Origin of the sequence: Streptomyces chumphonensis, from assembly GCF_014779715.1 — a bacterium.
In the GTDB taxonomy this organism is placed as follows: Bacteria; Actinomycetota; Actinomycetes; order Streptomycetales; family Streptomycetaceae; genus Streptomyces; species Streptomyces chumphonensis.
On sequence record NZ_JACXYU010000011.1, the window covers coordinates 1 to 21,023 of the forward strand.

The window sequence follows — 21,023 nt, forward strand, 5'->3', positions numbered from 1 at the left end:
CTCCCCTCCAGATACAGGGCCGCCGCACCGGCGGCGTGCGGGGTCGCCATCGACGTCCCGCTCATCGTGCTGGAGCCGGTGTCGGAGCTGTGGCTCGCGGAGGTGATGTTGCCGCCCGGGGCGAAGAGGTCCAGGCAGCGGCCGTAGTTGGAGAAGCCGGAGCGGCCGTCGCCCCGGTCCGTCGAGCCCAGCGTGATCGCCTCGGGGACGTCGCCGGGCGAGGTCCCGCAGGCGTCGGTACCGGAGTTGCCCGCCGCGATGGCGAACTGGATGCCCGCGTCGATCGCCCCCCGGGTGGCGTCGCGCAGGGCCTGCGGTTCGGCGTTCGGGCCGCCGGAGGTGAGGCTCATGTTGCCGACGGAGGGGCCGTCGGCGTTCTGGGCGACCCAGTCCAGGCCCTCGATGGCGTCGCGGTCCGGTGCGCTGCCGTCACAGCCGAGGACGCGGACGGCGACGAGGTCGACGTCCTTGGCGACGCCGTACTCCGCGCCGCCGATCGTCCCGGCCACATGGGTGCCGTGGCCGTTGCAGTCCTGCGCGGTGCCGTCCTCGTCGACGAAGTCGTAGCCGTGCGAGGCGCGGCCCTCGAACGTCCGGTGGCTCGTGCGGATACCGGAGTCCAGCACGTAGGCGGTGACGCCCGCGCCCGTGGCGGGGTAGGCGTAGGCGTCGTCCACGGAGCCGTCCACCCGGTCCAGCCCCCAGGACGGCGGCGAGGGCTGGGTGCCGCCCGCGGCCCGCACGAGCTGCGACTGCTGGACGTACCTCACCTGCGGGTCGGCGGCCAGTCGTCGGGCCTGCGCGGCGGTCATGTCCGCCGCGAAGCCGCGCAGGACGCTGGTGTAGACGTGGTCCGCCGTCCCGCCGTAGCGGTCGGTCAACTCCTCGGCCTGCGCGGCCACCCGCGCCTCGGCGCTCGCGGCGAGCGACGTCGCGCCGTCGAGGACCACGATGTACTGGCCCTCCAGCGCCCCCGGCGCGCCGGCGCCGACGACGGTGCCCTCGGCCGCGTGCGCCGGACCCGCCGCCAGGCCCACCCCGGCCAGCGCACCCGTCATGGCCAGGCCCGTGCACCAGGCCGTCAGCCGACGGCGCCGTGTTCGGACGAGCTTCATTGCCTGCCTCCGCATCGATGGCGACACCACGGCGTCCCCGGCCGTGGCGCCCCCACGATGGGGCCGGGGACGGGCCGGAACAATCCGGGCAACGGTAGGTAGGTGCCGGGTACGTGGCCGTGCGGGTGCTGCGGAGGTGCCCCGTGGGTGCCGTGCCCAGGCGCCCCGGAACCGCCGTCAGCGGTAGGTGAGGAGGGCGGGCGTGGCGTCGAGGTGGTCGTGGGCGTTGAAGGTGACGCAGGTCAGCCCGCGTCGCCCGGAGACGACCTTGGTGACCCCGGTGTTGACGGTGACGGGGTTGAGGACGCGCCACAGGGAGGCGTCACCGGCCAGGAGGCGCGAGACGACGAGCGAGACGGGTCCGCCGGACGTCACCACCAGCGTCGTCCCGCCCCGGGCGGCACGCTCGGCGGCCCGCGTCAGGGCGGCGTGCACGCGGGTGGTGAAGGCGCCGAACGGCTCGGCGTAGTCGGCGTCGTGCTCCCCGCCCGCCCAGCGGGCCGTGGCCCGCTCGAACAGCTCCTGGAAGGCGCGCGGGGAGGAGGCCGGACGCCCGGCGGCGTCCGCGAGCGGGGTGTGCGCGTCCACGACGTCCAGGTGGTCGAACTCGTCCCAGCCCGCGTCGGTCTCGACCTCGGGCGGGACCGTCCAGCCCGCACCCGCCAGCAGCGCGGCCGTCGTCTGGGCGTGGCGGGTGAGTGCGCCGCGCACGAGACGCCCGGGGACGACGCCCCGGGCGGCCAGGGACGCGCCGAGGAGGCGGGCCTGTTCGTGGCCCGCCTCGGAGAGTACGTCGTAGTCGGCGGCGCCGAAGGACGCCTGGCCGTGGCGGACGAGCAGGAGGACGCTCACCGCCGCGCCCGCCGCATCACGCGCAGGCAGCGGCGTTCGAGCAGCCGCGTCATGACCCAGAAGTGCCGGAACGCGGGGTTCGTGGTCTGCCGGTGGTGGTAGCGGTAGTAGATCTGCTGGCAGATGACGGCGAGCCGGAAGAGGCCGAAGACCTCGTAGAACGCCCACTCCCGCTCGGTGAGGGTCAGGCCCGTGCGGGAGGTGTAGTACGCCACGACCTCCGCGCGGGTGAGCATGCCGGGCAGGTGCGTCGGCTGGCGGCGGAAGCGCCGGAACACCGGCCCGTCGCCCGCCTCGACCCAGTAGGCCAGGGCGCCGCCGAGGTCCATCAGGGGGTCGCCGAGGGTGGCCATCTCCCAGTCGAGCAGGCCGACCGGCCGCGTCGGGTCGTCGGGGTCGAGGACGACGTTGTCGAAGCGGAAGTCGTTGTGGATGAGGCAGATGCGGCGATCGCCCGGCTGCTCCGCGTCCAGCCAGGACATCACCTTCTCGAACGAGCCGGTGTTCCACGTGCGGGCCCTGCGGTAGCGCTGCGACCACCCGGCGACCTGCCGTGCGACGTAGCCCTCGCCCTTGCCCAGGTCGGCGAGGCCGGCCTCGTCCGGGTCGACGGAGTGCAGGGAGATCAGCAGGTCGAGGACGTTGACGCACAGCTCCCGGGTCCGCTCCGGCGTGAGTTCGACGTCCGGTGGCAACTCCTTGCGGGGAATGGGCCCGACCAGCCGTTCCATGACGTAGAACGGCGAGCCGATGACGGACTCGTCCGCACAGAACGCCACCATCGCCGGGACGAACGGGAAGACGGGGGCGAGCCGCTCCTGGATGCGGTACTCACGGCCCATGTCGTGCGCGCCCCGCGCCTTCTGGCCGCGCGGCGGGCGGCGCAGGATCAGGTCGCGGCCGGGGTGGCGCAGCAGGTACGTGAGGTTGGACGCGCCGCCGGAGAACTGCCGCACCCGCGGCCCGCCCTCCAGGCCGGCCGGGTCGTCGGCGTGCTCCCGCAGCCATCGGGCGACGGCGTCGACGTCGAAGGCGTCCTCCTCGCGGACCTCACGGGCTCCGGAGACGCGCTCGGCCCCGCTCACACCAGCCTCCGGACGACGGAGAGGGGCAGGACGCGCAGGGCCAGCCCGATCGGCACCCACGGCCAGGCCGGGACGTACGCCGTGACGCGGCGCCGCTCGATGGCGGCGACCATCGCCCGGACCCCGGTGGGGGTGTCGACCATGAAGCGCGTCTTCTGCGCGACGTGGGCGTTCATCTCCGAGCGGATGTAGCCGGGGTAGACCACCGAAACGTCCAGTCCGGGCACGCGCTCCGAACGCAGCCCCTCGGCGAGCGCGGCGACGCCCGCCTTCGTGGCGGCGTAGGTCGTCATGGCCTTGCGCATGCCGCGCAGCGCGGACATCGAGGAGATCATCACCAGGTGGCCCCGGCCCTGCGCGCGGAAGACCTCCAGGGCCGCCTCGCTCTGGGCGAGGGCGCCGACGAAGTTGGTCATCGCCGTCTCCCGGTTGGCGTCGTGCCGTCCGGTGCCCAGGGCCGCGCCCTTGCCGAGGCCCGCGTTGACGATGACGCGGTCGATCGTGCCGAAGTCCTCGGCGAAGGCCCGGAAGACGGTGTGGACGGCCTCCCCGTCGGTGACGTCGAGGGCGCGCGCCTCCACCCGACGGGCGGGGTGCGCGGCGGCGATCTCCTCCACCAGCGCCTTCAGCCGGTCGCTGCGCCGGGCGCACAGCGCCAGGTCGTACCCGAGCGCGGCGAACTGCCGCGCCATCTCCTCACCGAGGCCGGCGCTGGCCCCGGTGATGAGGATCGTGCCCTTGCCGCTCATGCCTTTCGCTCCCGCTCCCGCTGCTCGTCCGTTGGCCGGTCCGTTCCGTGCCGCCGGTCCGCTCCGTCCTGCTCCGCTCGTGCCTCGCCCTGCCGGATGCGTTGCCCGAAGCGGTACATCTGCCGGTCGTAGAGCGGCCGCAGGAGCCGTTTGGCCCAGTACGCGCGCCGTCCCGGCCCGTCGGTGAGGATGACCGGTCTGCCCGTACGGACCCCGGCCATGACCTTGGCGGCGATCTGGTCGGCGTCCAGCGGGGACCGGCTGATCAGCCGGGTCGCCACCTGCTCCATCAGCGGGTCGCTGCCGGGCAGGGACGCCGCGAGGTCGGTGCGGAAGAAGGACGGGCAGACGACGGACGTCGTCACGCCGTAGGGCGCGAGCTCGTAGCGCAGCGTCTCGCTGAGCGCGACGACGGCCGCCTTGACGGCGTTGTAGGAGCCGCTGGCCGGCGGGTGCGTCAGCCCGGCCATGGAGGCGGTGTTGACGATGTGCCCGGAGCCCTGCCGCTTCATCATCGGGGTGAACGTGCGGCAGCCCCGCACGACGCCGAAGAGGTTGATGTCGGTGATCCACCGCCAGTCGTCCATCGGGAGGACGTCGATGCGCCCGCCCGCCGCGACCCCGGCGTTGTTGACGAGGACGTCCAGACCGCCCCAGTGCTCCTCGACCCAGGTGTGGGCGTCGGCCCAGTCGGCGTCGGAGGTGACGTCGAGCCTCAGGAACGCCTCGCCCGGGGGCGGCGCGCCGGGCCGGTCCGCCGGGTCGGTCCGGTCGGTGACGAGGACGCGGTCGCCCGCCCGCGTGAAGGCGGCCGCCAGCGCCGCGCCCAGCCCGGAGGCGCCGCCGGTGATCAGGACCCGCCGGCTCATCGCCGCGCCCCGTACTTGGCCAGCTCCAGCCGGGCGACCATGCCCCGGTGGACCTCGTCGGGCCCGTCGGCCAGCCGCAGGGCGCGGGCGGTGACCCAGGAGGCGGCGAGCGGGACGTCGTCGGAGAGCCCGGCGCCGCCGTGCAGTTGCATCGCGAAGTCGATGACCTGCTGCGCCATGTTCGGGGCCGCGACCTTGATCTGGCTGACCTCGCTGAGCGCGTGCAGCGGTCCGCCCTGGTCGAGCTTCCAGGCGGCGTGCAGCACGAGGAGCCGGGTGGCGTCGATGGCGATGCGGGCGTCCGCGACGCGCTCGCGGTTGCCCCCGAGGTCGACCAGCGGCTTGCCGAAGCCGACCCGGGACAGGCCGCGCTCGCAGGCGAGTTCCAGGGCCTTCTCGGCCAGGCCGATGAGGCGCATGCAGTGGTGGACGCGGCCGGGGCCGAGGCGCCCCTGGGCGATCTCGAAGGCGCGGCCCGGTCCGGCGACGACGTGGGACAGCGGCACGCGGACGTCGGTGAAGGAGACCTCGCCGTGGCCGTGCGGCTCGTCGTACACGCCCATGGTCGGCAGCATGCGCTCCACCCGCACGCCCGGGGTGTCGCGCGGGACGATCACCATGGAGTGCCGGTGGTGCCTGTCGGCCTCCGGGTCGCTGAGGGCCATGACGATGAGCACGTCGCAGTCGGAGTGCCCGACGCCGGTGGACCACCACTTGCGGCCGTTGACGACGACCTCGTCGCCCTCGACGTCGGCCCGCAGCGCCATGTTCGTCGCGTCGGAGGAGGCCACGTCGGGTTCCGTCATGCAGAAGGCGCTGCGGCTGCGGGCGTCGAGGAGCGGTTCGAGCCACCGCTCGCGCTGCTCCGCGCTGCCGTACTTGAGCAGGACCTCCATGTTGCCGGTGTCGGGGGCGTTGCAGTTGAAGACGTGCGGGGCGAGGAAGGAGCGGCCGGTCTGCTCGGCGATCGGCGCGTAGTCGGTGTTGCTGAGCCCGGCTCCGCCGTCGGTGCCGTAGCGCTCGGCGTAGGGGCCCTCGTGCCCGGCGGGGAGGAAGAGGTTCCACAGCCCCTGGGCACGGGCCTTGGCCCGCAGCTCGGCGATGAGGGGCAGCGGCTCCCAGGGGTCGCCGGCGCCCGCGCGGCGGGCGGCGATCTCCCGGTGGTAGGCGGCTTCGGCCGGTTCGATCTCGGCGCGGATGAAGGCTCGCACGCGCTCGGTCAGGTCGGCCGCACGAGCTGAGGGGGCGAAGTCCATGGGCCGACCCTAGGACCTTGTTGAGCGTTGCTCAATAGCGCCGGGATCAGAATCACACCGGCCGCACTGTGCACGTGCACAGTGCGGCCGGAGGTGGGGCCGAAGGTCGGCCGGGCGTGCGGACGCCGGTCAGCGCGGCAGCAGACGGCGCGGGCCGCGCGCGGTGGCGACCAGCTCCTCCACCGTCGCCAGCTTGACGCGCGGACGTCCGTCCCGGCGCCCACGGGCCTCCTCGGCCCGTTCGATGGCGGCCAGCCCCCGGGCGTCGACGAGGTGCCGGCTGCGGCGCCGGGCCAGCCGGCGGAAGGCCCTCGCCCCGCCGGACGGCGCGGGCAGCGTCCCGGCGGCGGCGTCCGCGATCAGCGAGCCGACGGTCTCCGCCGCGCACGTGCGGTTGGCCCCGATGCCTCCGGACGGACCGCGCTTGATCCACCCCACGACGTACGTCCCCGGCCGGCCCGCGACCCGGCCGGCCTCGTGCGGCACCGTGCCGCTCGCCTCGTCGAACGGCAGCCCCGGCACCCCGACCCCCCGGTAGCCGACGGCCCGCAGCAGCATCCCGGCCGGGATCTCCGCCTCGCCGTCCGCACCGCCGACCCGCAGGGCGCGGACGCCTCCCCCGCCCTCCCCGGCTCCCTCGGCGCCGCCACCGAGGGCCGCCACCGGCGCGGAGCGGAACCGGAGGACGATGCGGCGCTCCGGCCCGGGCGGACGCGACCAGTCCACCCGCTCGCGCTCGGCGCCGCGCAGCGCGGCGGCCCGGTCCTGCGGCCCGGCGGCGTCGAGCGCTTCGGTGATCAGCGGGTCGTGGGCGTCCACGACCAGCCGGACGCCGTCCAGGTGCGTCAGGGCGAGCAGTTCGGACCGCGTGCAGGCGGCGTCCTCCGGGCCCCGACGGCCCAGCAGCACCACCTCGCGCACCCGGCTGCGGCGCAGGGCGGCCAGCGCGTGGTCGGCGATGTCGGTCCCGGCGAGTGTCTCGGGGTCGGCGACGAGGACGCGCGCCACGTCGAGGGCCACGTTGCCGTTGCCCACCACGACGACCCGCTCGGCGGAGAGGTCCACCGCGTCCGGGGCGACCTCGGGGTGGGCGTTGTACCAGGCCACGAACGTGGTCGCCGCGATGCTGCCCGGGAGGCCCTCGCCGGGGACGCCGGTGCGGCGGTCCGCCGAGGCGCCGACGGCGTAGACGACGGCGTCGTGGTGCGCGGCCAGTTCGTCCGGGGTGACGTCCCGGCCCACCTCCAGGCCGAGCGCCATCCGCACCCGGGGGTGGTGGTGGAAGCGGGCGAACGTCTCGCCGACGCCCTTGGTGGCGGGGTGGTCGGGCGCCACGCCGTAGCGCACGAGGCCGCCGGCCACCGGCAGCCGGTCGACGAGGGTGACCTCGGCGTCGGTGTGCAGCAGCAGGTCCTCCGCCGCGTACATCCCGGCCGGTCCGGTGCCGACGACGGCGACCCGGAGCGTCGGGAAGTCCGGCGGCAGCACGCGCTCGAAGCGGGGGCGGCCCCAGGCGTGGAAGTTCGGCCCGGCCACGGAGGTGCCGGGGTCCCGGCCCTCGAAGTACGCCGCGTTGAGGGCGGCGTACTCCTTCTGCCCGTCCGGCAACCGGTCCACGGGGACGACGGCGTCGACCGGGCAGGCGTCCGCGCAGGCGCCGCAGTCGATGCACGCCCGGGGGTCGATGTGGAGCATCTCCGTGCTGCCGAAGGCGCGTTCCTCGGGTGTCGGGTGGATGCAGTTGACCGGGCAGACGGCCACACAGGTGGCGTCGTTGCAGCAGGTCTGGGTGATGGCGAAGGCCATGGTGACGGTCAGCTCGCTCGGATCAAGGGGTCAGATCAGGTGCGCGCGCCGGTAGAACGCCAGCGCGGGCTTGGTGAGGAGGCGGGCGGAGGCGAGGAACTCCATGAGGCCCGAGCAGCTGGAGCGCATCATCGCCTTGTGCTGCTGGTTCGCCTTCGCCTCGGCGATGGCCCGCTCGGCGTCCAGCCCGGCGTTCTCGTACACCTTCTTGTTCACCATGCTCGTGACGATGAAGTAGGAGGCGACGGCGACGACGAAGGCGTTGATCTGGCGACGCGCCCACCCCGCCCCGCGCAGCCGTTTGCGCGTCTCGTCCCGGGCGAACTTCATGTGCCGGGACTCCTCGACGACGTGGATGTTGTTGATCGTCCGGACGAACGGCACCACCCGCTCGTCGCGCATCCAGTCGCGCTGCATGACGTCGAGGACCTCCTCGGCGACGAGGATCGCCGCGTACGCCGCCTCGCCGAACGCCAGCGTCTTGAAGGCGCGGCCCAGTTCGAGGACGAGCCGGTGCGGCCGGTAGGCGGGGGCGCCGAGCTTCTGCGCGCCCCGGGCGAACATGATCGAGTGCCGGCACTCCTCGGCGATCTCGGTCAGCGCCCACTGGAACTCCGCGCCGGTCGGGTCCTTGGCGTAGATGTCCCGCAGCACCATCTGCTGGAGGATCATCTCGAACCAGATCCCGGTGCTGGCGACGGACGCCGCCTCCTGCCGCGTCAGCTCCTTGCGCTGCGCCTCGCTCAGCTCGTTCCAGTACGCGGTGCCGTAGAGCGTGCTCCATTCGGGGCTCGCGCCGTGGAAGTCCTTGTCCAGCGGTGTCTCCCAGTCGACCTCGGTGGCCGGGTCGTACGCGAGCTGGGCGGCCGAGTCGAGCAACCGGCGGGCGACGTCCTGCTCGTCGGGCCGGTCCGCGCTTGTGGACAGGTCGGGCCGAACGGTGCTGCTTGCCATGGCGGAGCTCCTCGTTTCGCGTGCGGGGTCCCTGGTCGACGACGGCGGTGGGGCGGGCGGCCACCCCTTGTTAGACAGACCGTATAGCAAGCCTCGGAGGCTTTCCTACCCCTCGGTAAGAAGTTTGTGCCCCGCACGCACGCGCCCCCCGTCCCAGTCCGCGCGACGGGTGAGCCCCCGAGCCCGCGCCGAAGCGCCGTCCGGCCGCGCGCCAACACCGGATGAACGTCCGCTGAAATGCGCCCGGGCCCGGCCCACCGGCCCTGCGGGCGGCGTACGTTGGTGCGCCCGGCCGCCGCACACCCGGCCGGGCCGTGCGAGGGGGGACGGTTGTGCAGGCGATTCCGTGGGACGTCGTGCTCACGCTGCTGGGCGTGCTGGTGCCCGTCGTGGCGGCGCTGTACGAGTTCGTGCTCGTCGGCCGCAAACGGCTCGGGTACCGCATCCAGATGGACACCCCGGCCTTCGACGGACGGTACGGGGAGCCGTCCGTGCTCGTGCGGCGGCCCTCGCTGGTGCTCGTCCGCATCGAGAACAACGGGTCGACGAACATCGACGAGTCGGACTACGCCGTCGCGGGCGACGACCCGGTCGGCCTGCGCGTCCGCTTCCCCGAACGACGCGTCGTGCGCGCCTACACCTCCGAGGTGAGCGACCCGGGGCTGGAGCACGCGACCCCGATCCCCGAGCTGAACGCCCTCCCGGCCGAGGGCGCCACCGACGAGCGCGGCAACGGACTGCTGAAGCTGCCGAAGGTCCCGCTCAACCGCGCGCAGTACTACAAGGTGCTGGTCCTCCTGGACGAGACGGAGCTGGGCGTCGAACGCCGCCCCTCGTCCGGCCAGCGGCCCGAGCCCGTCATCGAGGGCGCCATCAAGGGCGGCAGCGTCCAGCACACGAGGAGCCGCACGGGCGTCTCCCGGGGCTCGGTGGGGATCATCGCCTCGCTCGTCGCGATCATCCTGGCCCTCGGCTACGTCGCCGACACCACCGAGGGCCAGGGCCCGCCGATCGACTGCGCCACCGGGCGGCTGACCCTCGTGGGCTCCACCGCCTTCGAGCCGACCCTGCGCGAGGCGACGCGCGCCTACACGCGGACCTGCCCCGGCGCCGCGTTCACCGTCGAGACCAGCGGCAGCAGCGAAGGACTGCGGCAACTGGACAGCGCGGGCGACGCGGCGGAGTCGGGCCACCCCGACGTCCTCGCCTTCACCGACGGCAGGAAGGCGGACGGCCAGCCCCAACTACTCCCCCGCCCGGTCGCGTTCACGCTGTTCACCCTCGTCGTCCACCGGGACGCCGAGGTCCAGGACCTCACCCGGGAGCAGCTGAGGAAGATCTACCGGGGCGAGATCCGCAACTGGAGCGAGATCGGCGGCGCCGACCTCCCGGTGCGCCTGGTCGGCCGGTACTCGAACTCCGGCACGCGGCGCGTCCTGGAGAACCGCGTCCTGGACGGCGCCCCCGAGCCCAACCTGACGTCCGACGACTGCCGCACCCGGCGCCCCCGCACCGAAGGCCCCGCCCTGCGCTGCGAACGCGGCTCCACCTCCGACGTCCTGGACACCGTCGTCGGCACCCCCGGCGCCCTCGGCTACAGCGCGCTCCCGGCGGCGGCCCGACGCACCGACGCACTGCACCTCGTGCGCATCGACGGCGAACGCCCCGACGTGGAGGCCGCCGACCGGGGCGCCTACCCGTACTGGGACACCGAGTACGCCTACACCTACGGCGAACCGCCCGCCCACTCGCTCGCGGCCGGCTTCCTGCGGTACCTCACCCACCAGGTCGGCCGGGACGTGATCCGCGCGGGCGGCCACCGGCCCTGCGCGGAGCTGCGCAACCCCCAGCTGTGCCGCCCCGAACCGACACCGCCGCCCGGCGGGTGAGGCGCGTGGGCGGCGAGGGCCGTCCGGTGACACGGGACCGGAGCCGTGCGGACGGGGGGGTGCGCCGCACGGCTCCGGTGGTTCGGGGGACGGGGGTCAGTTGGCGATGGTCGTCCACCGCGCGGCCGGGGCGCCGTCGTCGGTGGCCTGGACGACGAGGCCGTCCTCCCGGGCGGCCAGGGACAGACCGCTGTGCTTGGCCTTCACGGTGAGGGTTCCGTCGTCGTCGGTGATCTCCCACCGCTGGTTGGCGGTTCCGGTGCAGGTGTACTGGACGACCGCGGCACCGTCGTCCGCCGAGCTGCCCGCGACGTCGGCGCACAGACCGCTGCCCGCGTTCTTGAGCCGGTAGGTGCCGTCGTCGTCACGGGTGACGTTCCACTTCTGCGCGGGTGAGGCGGACTCCCCGGCGAGCCGGAGCTGCCCGGCGTTCTCGTCGCCCGGGGCCGCGAGCCGGCCCCCGCCCGAGCCGCTGACCAACGCGTACTGGCCGTCCTCCACCGGAGGAGGGACGACCTCCTCGGTGCCCGTCGTCAGCGCGAAGACGTGCACGGCGCTGTTCTTCGGCAGGGTGACGGCCGCGACCCGCTTGTCCGGGTCCACGCGCAGGGTCGTGGTGTAGAGGCGGTAGTCGATGTCCGGATAGGCCGGGCCGGAGCGGGTGTTCTTGCCCTTCGTGCTGAGAGCGGTCTTCGCGCCGTACGTGTCGGTGGGCAGGCAGCACCAGTTGGGGAAGCCCAGCGTCTCCTCGGCGGTGGAGCCGTCGGTGTAGTGGACGGTGGCCGTGCCCCCGGCGGAGCCGCTGGTGCCGGTGCCGAGGAAGGCCAGGGCGTTGCCCCCCGCGTCGCCGGGGACCTTGACCGTCTGCCCGGTGGCGGCGACGTTGTCCCGCGTGCCCGGCTCGGCGTCCGGCCAGGTGAACGAGAAGCCGTTCGCCTCGACCGTGGCGCCGGGCGTCGCGCCCTGCTCCGCCAGCCTCTCGGCGATGAAGCTGGAGCCGCCGCCGTCCAGGTCGCCCGGCTCCGGGTCGTCCGACGCCGTCACGCCGACGTTGTTCGCCGCCGAGGCGAGCGAGGCGTGCGCCAGGGTCGTGCCCGTCCCCGCCCGGACGTCGTAGGTCGTGCCCCGGGTCCGGTAGCGCGCGGCGGCGGTCAGCTCGTGGCGTCCCGGCTCGGCCGAGGCCGGGGGCGTCACCGTGTAGCCGACGGTGAACGTCTGCCCGTCGCGCAGGGCCTTGCGCGTCGTCGCGCCCCGCGCCGTGACGTCCCAGCCCTCGGGGGCGGTGACGGTGGTGCGGGTGACGTCGACGGGCTTGCCGGTGTCGTTGGTGAACGACGCCGTGACCTCCTGCGCGGCCTCGGGCGAGCCGATCACCGGCGTCGTCAGGTCGAAGGCCACGCTGCGGTCCTGCGGGTGCGTGCCGCCGACCGACCCGGCGCCGTCGATGCGCACGGTCGCCGTGCCGTCGGTCGGCACCGTGGCCGTCCGGATGTGGACGACGCCGCTCGGGGCGTCGTAGTACCAGCCGGAGTCGGCGGCGTTCAGCGCAGCACGGCTGCGGTACTCCGCGAGGTTGCGCTTGCCGGCCCGGACGCGTGCCGGCTCGGTGTTCGTGTGCACGCTCAGGCCGTAGCGCCGTTCGGCCGGCTTGCCCTCGTAGGCGCCCTCCAGCGCGCCGACGGAGACCGTCACCGGGCCGCGCTCGCGGGCCTCGGGCGCGGTGACCTCGAACCGTTGCGCGGCCGACTCACCGGCCGCGTGGGCGCGGGTGCGGCCGTCGTCCTCGTACAGGGTGAAGGAGGAGGTGCCCTGCGGGTAGACGTCCAGGTCGAGCTGCCCGGCGGCCTTGCCCTCCTGCCAGTCGAGGGTGCCCTCGGGGAACATCGGCACGATCGCGCCCGCCCGGACGAACAGCGGCAGCGTGTCCAGCGGCGCCCGGTAGCCGTCCAGCGTCCGCCCGCCCTCGTGGACGCGGCCGGTCCAGTAGTCGACCCAGCGGCCCTCGGGGAGGTAGATGCCGTCGCGGACGTCGCTGTCCTCGTAGACGGGCGCCACCAGGAAGTCGTCCCCGGCCAGGAACTCGTATTTCGCCTCGTCGCCCCAGGTGTTCGGGTCGTCCGGGTAGTTCAGGTACAGCGGGCGGGTCGGCCCGACGCCGTCCTTCGAGGCGTTCGCGCTGTGCGTGTAGAAGTAGGGCAGCAGCCGCTCGTGGAGCAGCATGTACTTCCGGTTGATGTCGGTGTACGGCTGGCCGTAGCGCCAGGGCTGCTTGTCGGACGCCGCCCAGCCGCTCATCAGGTACGTCATCGGCAGGAACATCTTCCACTGCATGTCGCGGACGTACGTCTCGGGGCTGCCGCCGAAGATGCCGTCCACGTCACCGGTGGTCATGTGCTGGCCGGACATGGTGGAACCGGCGTAGGTGGGGATCTGCCAGCGGATGTAGTCCCAGGTGCCGGACTGGTCGCCGCTCCACATCGCGCCGCAGCGCTGCGTACCGGCCCAGCCCTCCACCGTCAGGACGGTGGCCCGGTCCTCGCTGTGCTCCTCGATGCCGCTCTGCGACTCCTCGCAGGCGTCCAGCGCGAACCGGTACCCGGGGCCGACCCAGGCGACGTCGGTCTTGCGGACGCGGACGCCGGCGGAGACCTCCGACTCCTGCTCGGTGAGGTCCGACTCCGTCCACAGGCCGAGCTCCGCGCCGCGCTCGTGGAGCATGTCCGCCGTCTCGGGCAGCTGTTCGTAGCCGCAGCCGTAGCCGTCGTTGACCAGCATCCAGCCCAGCGGCAGCCCGTGCTCGGTGTAGCCGTCCGCGATCTCCTTCGCGTCCCGCAGCGTCTCGCGCTCGCCGCGGTTGGCGTTGTGCAGGTAGCAGTCGGCGTCACCGATCTCCAGGGCATACATCGGCATCATGGCCGGACGGCCGGTCAGCTCGGTGTACCCGTCGATGACCTCCTTGGCGTCGCCGACGAAGTAGTAGGCGTCGAAGCGCTGTTCGTCGTGGGTGGTGCGCACCGGGGAGCGGAAGTCGTAGGCGCCCGGCGCGAAGGTGTTGCGCAGGACGCCGTAGCCCTGACTGGAGAGGTAGAACGGCACGGCGTTGGGGTTGCCGCCGTCGTTCCAGTCGTAGTCGCGGGTGATGTCGATCGTCTCGTCGCGGTGGCTGAAGCGGCCGTTCTGCATGCCGCCGCCGAAGAACTGCTCGCGCTCGCCCTGGGCGAGCGTCTGCACGGTGCCCTCGTCCGACCACGCCAGCGGCGCCGTCTCGCGCCACAGCTCGCGCCCGTCCTCGTCGGCGAGGGCGAGCGTGGCGGGCGACTTGGTGATCGTCAGCGTGGCCTCGTCGGAGCGGATGACGTAGGCGTCGTCGGTCTCGGTGTGCGTGGACCCGGCGCCGTCGTGGTCGCGCCCCACGACGATGTCGGCGTCGGGGGCGTCCGGGTCGTCGGGGTCGTCGTTCGCGGGGTCGGAGAAGGTGCCGTCGGGGGCGAGGTGGACGCGGACCAGGTCGTCGTCGTGGAACGTCACCCGCAGCTTCGCCTCGCCCGAGGACACCGTGTAGGTGTCGCCTTCGGCGGAGAAGCCGGTGACGTCCCCCAGGGAGTGGGCGGACGGGGCGGCGGGCGCCGCGGCGTGCAGCGGCGCCGCAGCGCCGGTGGCGATCAGGGTGGTGGCCAGGACGGAGACGAGCAGGGGTGCTCTGACCGCATGGTTCATGAGCAGGCTCCGATACAGGGAAGGTGCCCTCGATGAAACGGCTCGGAACACGCATTCGTCAACACCAAGGATGCAAGTTCTTGCTCATTTCAGCGCCACACGAGTCATGAACACGCGCCACGCGCACCGTGCATGCACGCCGCGCGACGTCCCGCCGACCTCAGCGCAGCTTCTTCCCCGACAGCACGCACACCGTCTCGTGACGCCGCGGCGAGCCGTCCGGACCCCGGACGTCCCAGGCGTCCGGCCGCCGGTCGAACGCCACGTACCCCAGCCGCCGAGGGCCACCGGCGGTCCGTCCGCGACGCAGACCGCCAGGTAGTCGACCTCACCGAGCCGGGCCCGCTCCAACTGCCGTGCCACGTTGGCCAGATGCAGCTCCGAGCCCGCCCGGCCGCACTCCCGGAGATCCGCCGGACGAAGATCGCGCACCGTGAGCCGGTCCGCCGTCCCGCTCATGCTCGTCGCCTCCCGGCCGCCCAACCTCCGCCCCCGCCCAGCCCGTGCAACCGGATTCCCCGCACCACCGGGCGGCGGCCCCACCGGGGCGGGGCTACGCCGTGAGGGGGGCGGCCTCGTCGCAGAGGTAGGCGCGCATCGCCGCCGTGTGCGTGGGGAAGGCGAGGTCCACGGGCTCCGTGAGCACCAGCCACTCGGTGGCCTCGGCCGTCGGCCGGGACACGGGCAAGGTCTCCTCGGCCCGCTCGGGCAGGAGGGCGAAGAGGTTGAGGGTGGCGACGGCGCTCCGCGCGCCGAACAGGCGGACCTGCGCGGCGTCGGCCGTCAGCCCCGTCTCCTCCCACAGCTCCCGGACGGCGGCCTGCTCCCAGCTCTCGCCGAGCTCCATGTAGCCGCCCGGCAGCGCCAGCTGACCGCGACAGGGCTCGATGTCCCGCCGCACGACGACCAGCCCGCGCCCGCCCGAGGACAGCGCGACGGGCTGGAGGGCGACGGCGACCGGGAGCGGGTTGGCCCAGCGTGTCTCGCCGCACCCCGGGCAGTCCCTCGGCCACCCGGCGTCGGCCGCGTAACCGGTCCCGCAGTAGGGGCAGTGGGTGAACCTGCGACCGGGGGTGTACGCCATGGCGAACGGTTCCTCTCTGCGACGGCGCCCCACGGGCGCCCCGACGGCGGCGGCCCGTACCGCGACGCTCCCGCACGGGCACCCCCGCCCGCCGGCGCCGGCCGACGGGCGGGCGGAGCGCGGTGTCAGCCGCGCGCGGGCACGAAGTTGACGAGCTTCGGGGCGCGCACGATCACCCGGGCGACCTCGGCGCCCCCGAGGGCGGCCTGCACCTTCCCGGACCCGAGCGCCAGCCGCTGGAGCTCCTCCTCGCCGATGTCCGGCGCCACCTCCAGCCGGTCGCGGAACTTGCCCGCCACCTGCACGACGCACGTCACCCGGTCCTCGACGAGCAGCGCCGGGTCCGCCTCGGGCCAGCCCGCCCGGAGCACCGAGGGCTCCCGGCCGAGCCGGACCCAGCAGTCCTCGGCCGTGAAGGGCGCGAAGCAGGCCAGCATGCGGACCAGCGCGGACGCGCCCTCGCGGACGGCCTCGTCGCCCGGCCCGGGCGTGCGGTCGACGGCCTGCCGCAGGATGTTGGTGAGCTGCATCAGCCGGGCGATGCCGACGTTGAAGCGCTTGGCCTCCATCGCCTGCGTCGCCTCGTCCACCAGCCGGTGCACGGCCACCCGCAGCTGCTGGTCCGCGTCGCCGGACGCGGGGGCCGCCGCACCGACGTCCCCGGCCAGCCGCCACACGCGGGCGAGCCACTTCACCGAGCCGGCCGGGGAGACGTCCGCCCAGTCGATGTCGTCCTCGGGCGGGCTGGCGAACAGCATCGTGACGCGCACGGCGTCGGGGCCGTGCTGGGCGATCTGCTCCTGGAGGTTGACCAGGTTGCCCAGGCTCTTGCTCATCGCCTTGCCGTTCATGATCACCTGACCCTGGTTGGTCAGGCGGGTGAACGGCTCGGTGAAGGGGACCATCCCGAGGTCGTGCAGGACCTTGGTGAGGAACCGGGCGTACATCAGGTGGCCGGTGGCGTGCTCCTTGCCGCCGACGTACTCGTCGACGGGCAGCCAGGCGGCGATGCCGGCCGGGTCGAAGGGGCCGTCCTCGTAGTGCGGGTTCGGGTAGCGCAGGAAGTACCACGAGGAGTCCACGAAGGTGTCCATCGTGTCCGTGTCCCGGCGGGCCTCGCCGCCGCAGGAGGGGCAGTCCGTCCGCACCCATGCGGCCGCCGTCTCCAGCGGGGCCTTGCCGCCCTCGGAACGCAGCGTGTACCCGCTCTCGGGCAGCGTGACCGGCAGCCGGTCGTCCGGGACGGGCACCGCGCCGCACGCGTCGCAGTACACGATCGGGATGGGCGTGCCCCAGTAGCGCTGGCGGGAGAGCAGCCAGTCGCGCAGCCGGTAGGTGACGGCTCCCTGGCCGACCTCACGCTGCTCCAGGTCGGCGATGACGCGGGCGATGGCCTCGTCCTTGCGCAGGCCGTCGAGCGAGCCGGAGTTGACGAGGACGCCGTCCCCGGCCGTCGCGACGCCCGTCTCCGCCGGGTCGGCCTCTCCGGTGTCGACGACGACGCGCACCGGCAGGTCGAAGGCGCGGGCGAAGTTCAGGTCGCGCTGGTCGTGCGCGGGGACGGCCATGACGGCACCCGTGCCGTAGTCGGCCAGCACGTAGTCGGAGGCGTAGACGGGCAGCTTCTCGCCGCTGACCGGGTTGAGCGCGTGGCGGCCGAGGAAGACGCCGGTCATCGGGCGGTCGATCGCCAGCCGGTCCATCTCGGCCTTGGAGGCCAGGCCCGCCCGGTACTCCTCGAACCGGGTGCGGTGCTCGGCGTCGCACAGCTCGTCGGCCAGCGCGGAGTCGGCGGCCACCACGAAGAACGTCGCCCCGTACAGCGTGTCCGGGCGGGTGCTGAAGACGCGGACGGGCTCGTCGCGGCCCTCGACGGCGAAGTCGATGTGCGCACCGGTGGAGCGGCCGATCCAGTTCCGCTGCATGCTGAGGATCTCGTCCGGCCACTTGCCCTGGAGCTGGTCCATGTCGTCCAGCAGCCGCTGCGCGTACCGCGTGGTGCGGAAGAACCACTGGGTCAGGTTCCGCTTGACGACGTCCGTGCCGCACCGCTCGCACTTGCCCTGGACGACCTGCTCGTTCGCCAGGACGGTCTCGTCGTTGGGGCACCAGTTGACCGGCGCCTCCTTGCGGTAGGCGAGCCCGTGCTCGTACAGCTTCAGGAACAGCCACTGGTTCCAGCGGTAGTACTCCGGGTCGGAGGTGTGGAACCGGGTGCGCCAGTCGAAGGAGATGCCCAGGCGCTCGAAGGACTCGGCCTGGATGTCGATGTTCCCGTACGTCCAGTCGCGCGGGTCGAGGTCCCGCTTGCGGGCGGCGTTCTCGGCGGGCAGACCGAAGGAGTCCCACGCGATGGGGTTCAGGACCTGGTGGCCGCGCATCCGCGCGAAGCGGGCCATGGTGTCGCTGATGCTGTACACCTCGGCGTGCCCCATGTGGAGGTCGCCCGAGGGGTAGGGGAACATGCTGACGACAAGGGTGCGCTTCTCGTCCTTGGGGCTGGCCGGAGTGAGGTCCCCCGCCTCGAAGAGCCGCTCGTCCCTCCACACCCGGAGCCACCTGTCGATGTTGGCGTGCGGGTCGTAGGTCTCCCGGGCGGTGGCCCCTTGCTCGTCAGCCATCTGTTCCAGTCCTCGTCGCGGGCAGTGTCGGGTCCGTCCGGACCCGGTGTGGCGGTGGTGGCGGGATTCGCGCTCCGGGGACGCCGCAGGCCGACCCGGCTACCGCCCCCGACAGGGTAGCGCGGCTGCTCGCCGCGCCCGCCGGTGTGCCGAGGGCCGGGACGGGCGGCCGTCCGGGCCCGGAGTGCCGGCCGTCAGGGCCGGGCCGGGCCGGTCGACGTGCGGGGGACGAGGCGGGGGCGCAGGACCTCGTGGCGGTCGGCCGTGCGCCCGTCGACCGCACGCTCCAGCAGCAGCCGCACGGCGGTCCGGCCGAGCTCCGGGCGGGGCTGGTCGACGCTGGTGAGACGGGGCCTGACCAGCGCGGCGACGGTGCTGTTGTCGTAGCCGACGACGGACAGCCGCCCCGGTACCGGAACGCCGAGGTCGTGCGCGGCGTCCAGCAGCGCGACGGCGGTGAGGTCGTTGTTGGCGAGCAGGGCGGTGGCCCCGGAGGCGACGAGCGGGGCGGCGTGGGCGTGCAACTGGTCGGCGTGCTCCACCGCCAGGACCCGGGGCGTCAGTCCGGCGCCGCGGACGGCGGTCTCGTAGCCGCGCCGCCGCCCCTGCGCGGCCGGGCGGCGGGAGGTGGTGACGAAGACGATCTCGCGGTGGCCGAGGTCGAGGAGGTGCGCCACCGCCTGGCCCGCGCCGGCCGCGTCGTCGTTGGCGACGGTGTCGACGCCCTCGGGCGGGTGCTCGGGGCGGCCGACGACGACGACCGGGGTGCGGCGTGCGGCGGCCCGGAGGGCGTCGCCGTCCACCCAGCTGCTGATCGCGACGACGCCGTCGACGTTCAGCTCCACCAGGGTGCCGAGCTGGGTGGCGAGCCGCTCGGCGTCGCGTCGGCCGTGGGCCAGCAGGACGCCGAACCCCGCCTCGGCGGCGGCCTCCTCGACCCCGGCGACCACGTCGGTGTGGTACGGGTTCGCCAGGTCGGTGAGCAGGACCCCCAGCAGCATGGTGCGCCCCTGGACGAGGCCGCGTGCCAGGGCGTTGGAGCGGTACCCCAGCTGGTCGGCGGCGGCGGTGATGCGCGCCCTGGCGCTCTCGCTGACCCCGGGGCCGCCGCGCAGCGCCAGGGACACCAGCGACTTGGACACCCCCGCGACCCGGGCGACGTCGAGGATCGTGGGGCGGCGCGAGGGGGCGTGGGGCATGCGCCCAGTATGCAGCGAGGCGGCCCCGGACCGACCCGAGACACCCCTACCGCCCCTTGACCTGGAACGTTCCACCGAACCTCCTCGCCACGTACCTGGAACGTTCCAGAACCGACCCGTGCCCGTTGGCCCTCCGGGCGCCGGAAGTTCACCCACCGCTCCTACGTTCGCCGTCACGACACCGATCAGGGGAGCCGATGAACCACCCGCCAGCACACCTGCCGCCCGCCCTCGCCCACCGGCCGGAGGCTCTCCTGCTCGACTTCGGCGGCGTCGTCTTCCACACCGAGAAGCGGCCCGAAGGCCGCCGGGACGCGACCGCCCTGCTCCACCGCGAGCTGGCCACGGCCGGGCACGCGGTGCCCGAGGAGGAGCTGCGGGCCTCGCTCGACGCGGGCCTGGCGGCGCTCAAGGACTGGAAGAACGCCGCCGGCCGCCGTCGCGCGCCCGTCGAGCTGACCCACCGCGAGATCTGGGAGGACTTCCTCGCCTCCGACCTGCCCGAGCCGGTCCGGGCCGTCCTCGCGGGCAGCGCGGGCTGGCTTCTCGGCGCCCTCACACCGCTGCTCGCGGAGCACACCGTCCGCCCCGGCGTCCGCGACCTGCTGCACACCGCGCGGCGGCTCGGCGTCCGCGTGGGCATCGTCAGCAACGCCCACGCCGGGCGCTCGCACCGGGCACTGCTGCGCGAGCACGGTCTGGAGGAGCTGGTCGACGTGCAGCTCTACTCCGACGAGGTCGGCGTCCGCAAGCCGCACCCGGCCATCGTCGAACGGGCCGCGCGGGCCCTGGCGACGCGGCCCGAGCGCTGCTGGTTCGTGGGCGACACCCTGGACCGCGACGTCGCCGCCGGGCGCCGGGCCGGGGTGGCGGCCGTCGTCGTCACCCGCGACAAGCACACCGACCGACCGCCCTACCCCGTCGCCGTCCGGCCGGACGCCGTCTTCGACACCCCCGAGGGACTCGTCCCCGTCCTCGCCGCCGCCCGGGACACCCCGCCCCCGGCCTCCCCGCCCCACACCGGCCCGCAGCGGACCGACAGCCGCCCGGCGGCGCTGCTGCTCGACCACGGCGGCGTCATCGCCAACTCCGTCAAGGACACCGAGGGGCAGCGGGGGTTCGGGCTGCGCCTCGCCGCACGGCTGCGCCGGGCGGGGCACGACGTGCCGGACGCCGCCGCCGTCGAGGCCCTGACCACCGCGCGACGCGCGCACCAGCGGTGGAAGGGCGAGGCCGACGCCGCGCCCCTCGTCCCCGAGGTCACCCCCGTCCAGTACTGGCAGGACTTCTTCGGCACCGCCTTCGGCCCGGACGTGCGGGCCTGGCTGGCCGCCGAGGCCGTCGCGCTCAGCCACGAGTGGGCCCACGTCAAGAGCCGCCCCACCCTGCGCGAGGGCGCGGCCGACCTCCTCGGCCGCTGCCGCGAACTCGCCATCCCCGTCGCCGTCGTCTCCAACACCGTGTGCGGGCGCAGCGTGCGCGAGCGCATGGCCTCCTTCGGCATCGCGGAGCTGGTCGGCGTGCACGTGTACTCAGACGAGCTGGGCCGCCGCAAGCCGGACCCGCTCACCGTCCGCGAAGCGCTGCGCGCCCTGGCCGTGGACCCCGGGGCGTGCTGGTTCGCCGGGGACAAGCCCGGCCGGGACATGGCCGCCGCACGGAGCGCCGGGATCGGGACCACCGTCCTCGTGCGCGGCGGCTCGCTGGACGACGCCGCGCTGGCCCGCCACCTCACCACGCCCGGCCCCACCCGTCCCGACCACGTCGTCACCTCCCTGGCCGAGCTGCTCCCCCTGCTCTCCCCCCGTTCCTGACCGCGCGGTGCGG

14 protein-coding genes and 1 pseudogene are annotated in these 21,023 nt (G+C 74.0%); 2 read left to right on the plus strand and 13 right to left on the minus strand.

All coding sequences use genetic code 11. From position 1 onward, the window contains the following. From IF129_RS19095 to IF129_RS19130, 8 genes are all read right to left on the minus strand, one after another. Window positions 1-1,115 (minus strand): S8 family peptidase (locus IF129_RS19095; protein WP_224755240.1); only part of this gene is annotated, 1,115 nt, incomplete at its 3' end. A gap of 177 nt (window positions 1,116-1,292) precedes the next feature. Beyond that, window positions 1,293-1,967, minus strand: coding sequence for a histidine phosphatase family protein (locus IF129_RS19100; protein ID WP_191210956.1), 675 nt, complete (start codon window positions 1,965-1,967; stop codon window positions 1,293-1,295). After that, entirely contained in the window at window positions 1,964-3,052 is a 1,089-nt protein-coding gene (locus IF129_RS19105; protein WP_191210957.1) for a phosphotransferase family protein, read from the minus strand. Before IF129_RS19105 ends, IF129_RS19100 begins: the two co-directional genes overlap by 4 nt. Continuing rightward, window positions 3,049-3,801, minus strand: coding sequence for an SDR family oxidoreductase (locus tag IF129_RS19110; protein ID WP_191210958.1), 753 nt, complete (start codon window positions 3,799-3,801; stop codon window positions 3,049-3,051). Before IF129_RS19110 ends, IF129_RS19105 begins: the two co-directional genes overlap by 4 nt. Beyond that, window positions 3,798-4,670, minus strand: a complete 873-nt coding sequence (locus IF129_RS19115; protein WP_191210959.1) for an SDR family NAD(P)-dependent oxidoreductase — start codon at window positions 4,668-4,670, stop codon at window positions 3,798-3,800. Before IF129_RS19115 ends, IF129_RS19110 begins: the two co-directional genes overlap by 4 nt. Continuing rightward, complete coding sequence (locus IF129_RS19120) at window positions 4,667-5,926, minus strand: acyl-CoA dehydrogenase family protein (RefSeq protein ID WP_191210960.1); 1,260 nt, start codon at window positions 5,924-5,926, stop codon at window positions 4,667-4,669. The genes IF129_RS19115 and IF129_RS19120 overlap by 4 nt, the downstream gene beginning before the upstream one ends. Window positions 5,927-6,055: 129 nt before the next feature. Then, complete coding sequence (locus IF129_RS19125; protein ID WP_191210961.1) at window positions 6,056-7,732, minus strand: FAD-dependent oxidoreductase; 1,677 nt, start codon at window positions 7,730-7,732, stop codon at window positions 6,056-6,058. A 30-nt stretch (window positions 7,733-7,762) separates the two neighbouring features. After that, window positions 7,763-8,686, minus strand: a complete 924-nt coding sequence (locus tag IF129_RS19130) for an AurF N-oxygenase family protein (protein ID WP_191210962.1) — start codon at window positions 8,684-8,686, stop codon at window positions 7,763-7,765. A gap of 332 nt (window positions 8,687-9,018) precedes the next feature. On the opposite strand from IF129_RS19130, the gene IF129_RS19135 reads away from it, so the two are divergent. Beyond that, window positions 9,019-10,575 (plus strand): PstS family phosphate ABC transporter substrate-binding protein, encoded by a 1,557-nt coding sequence (locus IF129_RS19135; protein WP_191210963.1) that lies wholly within the window; start codon window positions 9,019-9,021, stop codon window positions 10,573-10,575. Window positions 10,576-10,671: 96 nt separating this feature from the next. Here the strand turns inward: IF129_RS19135 and IF129_RS19140 are convergent, their stop codons facing one another. The 5 genes and pseudogenes from IF129_RS19140 to IF129_RS19155 all read right to left on the minus strand — a co-directional run bounded on the left by IF129_RS19140 (window position 10,672) and on the right by IF129_RS19155 (window position 19,196). After that, on the minus strand, window positions 10,672-14,292 hold the full coding sequence (locus IF129_RS19140) for a TIM-barrel domain-containing protein (protein WP_191210964.1): 3,621 nt from the start codon (window positions 14,290-14,292) through the stop codon (window positions 10,672-10,674). A gap of 160 nt (window positions 14,293-14,452) precedes the next feature. Further along, window positions 14,453-14,751 (minus strand): annotated as a pseudogene (locus tag IF129_RS26505) (hypothetical protein). A gap of 94 nt (window positions 14,752-14,845) precedes the next feature. After that, on the minus strand, window positions 14,846-15,376 hold the full coding sequence (locus IF129_RS19145) for an NUDIX domain-containing protein (protein WP_191210965.1): 531 nt from the start codon (window positions 15,374-15,376) through the stop codon (window positions 14,846-14,848). A gap of 125 nt (window positions 15,377-15,501) precedes the next feature. Then, entirely contained in the window at window positions 15,502-17,997 is a 2,496-nt protein-coding gene (leuS, locus tag IF129_RS19150; RefSeq protein WP_191210966.1) for a leucine--tRNA ligase, read from the minus strand. 194 nt (window positions 17,998-18,191) lie between these two features. After that, on the minus strand, window positions 18,192-19,196 hold the full coding sequence (locus tag IF129_RS19155) for a LacI family DNA-binding transcriptional regulator (RefSeq protein WP_191210967.1): 1,005 nt from the start codon (window positions 19,194-19,196) through the stop codon (window positions 18,192-18,194). A gap of 197 nt (window positions 19,197-19,393) precedes the next feature. On the opposite strand from IF129_RS19155, the gene IF129_RS19160 reads away from it, so the two are divergent. Next, complete coding sequence (locus IF129_RS19160; protein WP_191210968.1) at window positions 19,394-21,010, plus strand: HAD family hydrolase; 1,617 nt, start codon at window positions 19,394-19,396, stop codon at window positions 21,008-21,010. Window positions 21,011-21,023 lie beyond the last annotated feature (13 nt).